Raw genomic sequence first — 2,561 nt, forward strand, 5'->3', positions numbered from 1 at the left:
CGAAACCAAGCTTTTGCAATTCTTCAGCTTCTTTAGTGCGCTTAGTTTACTTCTGGCTGCCCTGGGTGTTTTTGGTTTGATCGTTCAGGTGACAGAGCAGCGCGTAAAAGAAATAGGGATTCGGAAAGTACTTGGCGCATCGGTACAATCTATCGTGATGCTATTCTCTAAAGACTTTTTAAAAACCATTGCTGTAGCCATTATTATAGCAATTCCAATTGGATGGTACGCCATGTTGCAATGGCTTCAGGATTATGCGTACCGCATAGAAATAAAATGGTGGATTTTTGGCCTTGCAGCATCCGTAGTAATAGGTATCGCTATGTTAACCGTTGGAATACAATCCGCAAAAAAAGCAATTATTAATCCTGCAAAAAGTTTAAAAACCGAATAGCCATGATCAAAAATCACATCAAAATCGCCTGGAGGAATCTTCTTAAAAACAGCACCTATTCTCTAATCAATATTATTGGGTTAACCATTGGTTTAGCTGCCTGTCTTGCCGTGACCACTGTAGTGATCGATGAATCTTCTTATGACCGATTTTGGACAAAAAAAGACCAGATTTTTAGACTGAATAGCACCTACAGGCTTAGTGCGGGTAAACAGACTAAAACGACAAAGGCCTTTGAAGGATGGAAGATTGCGTTACCCGAAAATTTTCCTGAAGCTGAAAAAGTTTCTGGGATACATGTATTCACTGAAAATTTTAAGATAAGTAAGGACAATAGTATTCCGGTAAATGTATTAGAGACAGATAGTACTGCATGGGATATTTTGGATTTTAAAATAATTGCAGGTAATCCTAAAGAATTTCAGTTTGGTGTAGAGAATTTAGTGGTTTCAGAAAGTTTTAAAAACAAATATTTCCCAAACGAAGATATTGTAGGTAAAGAATTAAAAAATCAGCCTTCATATGGAGTAAAACCTAAATCCTATATCATTACCGGGCTAATCAAAGACATCCCAGATAATTCTATTTTTAAAGCTGATGTACTTCATATTAGTGATAGGCGAGAAGAAACTTTATTCAAAGAAGGCTACGGTACCTTTTCACAACTATTTCTGCTAACCAAAAAGGGAACAGATGCTAAAAAGCTTCAGGAAAAAGTAAACAAGTGGTATATCGAATTTTTCGATTCTAAAAATCCATATTTACTAGATTTTCAACCTGTTTATGATATTTATTTGAATTCAAGTTTCGACGGAAAAAACACAAATACGAGTGAGAAAAAGCTTTTAATCTTAGGTAGTATTGCTATTTTATTGCTATTAATAGCCTGTATTAACTACATCAATTTAACAACGGCAAGAGCTTCTTATCATGCTAGAAACACAGGAGTTCGAAAGGTACTGGGTGCTAATAAATCCCATCTCATTCAGCAAAATTTAATCAATTCACTGTTGTTTTTCATTCTTTCGGGATGCCTGGCGCTAATAATATATCAAGTTTCTATTCCGTTGATCGAGAATTTTATAGGCCATTCCCTTACCAAGATATTCACTAAAGATATAAGCCTAATTTCAATTTATAGCTTAGCGATTTTAACATTAGGAATTTTCACAGGCTTGTATCCGGCTATTTTACTTTCTGGAGTGCGAGTAACTTCAGCATTAAAAAACAAAATTATAAAATCTGGCACACATCAAAATTATATTAGAAAAGGACTTGTCATAATCCAGTTTTCAGTCTCTGTTGTGGTCATCATTGCGATGATCGTGGTGGATAGGCAAGTAGAGTTATTGAAAAATAAAGATATAGGTTTTAATAAAAATAACCTTTTAGGAACTCAATATGTATCTTGGGAAGGCAAAGGTGAAAGTTTTAAAAATGAACTCGCCAATAGTCCTTATATCGAAAGTGTAAGCCTAAATGCATGGACTCCCGGAGAAACCGCCGGAAATATGACTAAATCTTTAGATGATCCTTTTAATCCCGGAAATAAAATTGAAATCTGGTATCTTTTTGGAGATGCAGATCTTGCAAAGACTTTAGGCCTGGAACTAAAACAAGGGCGTTTCCTTAATTCTGAATTTCCGGGTGACTTTTTAAATGAGGATTTGCAATTCTCTTCAGATTCTACCGATATCTATAAAATGGCAAATACCCCTGTTTTAATTACTGAAAATACCGCCAAATTATTTCCAGAAAACAAGCTTAACCATGTATTTAAAGATCTAAATGCAAAACCAGTTGGTATTGTAAAGAACTTTAATAACGAATCACTTAGAACAGCAGGAAAACCTATAGTTATAAGAGCTATGGAATATGATGATTACGGTTCAATATTGATGCGTATAAAACCTGGCTCTGAGGAAAAAGTTGTTGCCAAAATCAACGAATTATGGCAAGAATTTTTTCCTTACAAACTTCTGGAAATCAATAATGTTTCAGACCTATTACAAAAACAATATGATGCCGAAACCAAGCTTTTGCAATTCTTCAGCTTCTTTAGTGCGCTTAGTTTACTTCTGGCTGCCCTGGGTGTTTTTGGTTTGATCGTTCAGGTGACAGAGCAGCGCGTAAAAGAAATAGGGATTCGGAAAGTACTTGGCGCATC

Annotated in this window: 2 protein-coding genes; both read left to right on the plus strand. The window is 35.3% G+C overall.

The window, feature by feature from the left end; genetic code table 11:
- A partial coding sequence (locus AC13DP_RS00100) for an ABC transporter permease (protein WP_483067076.1) occupies window positions 1-394 on the plus strand: 394 nt, incomplete at its 5' end.
- A gap of 2 nt (window positions 395-396) precedes the next feature.
- On the plus strand, window positions 397-2,561 hold a 2,165-nt coding region (locus AC13DP_RS00105), incomplete at its 3' end, for an ABC transporter permease (protein ID WP_483067077.1).

The organism is Zunongwangia sp. L-65 (assembly GCF_056859415.1).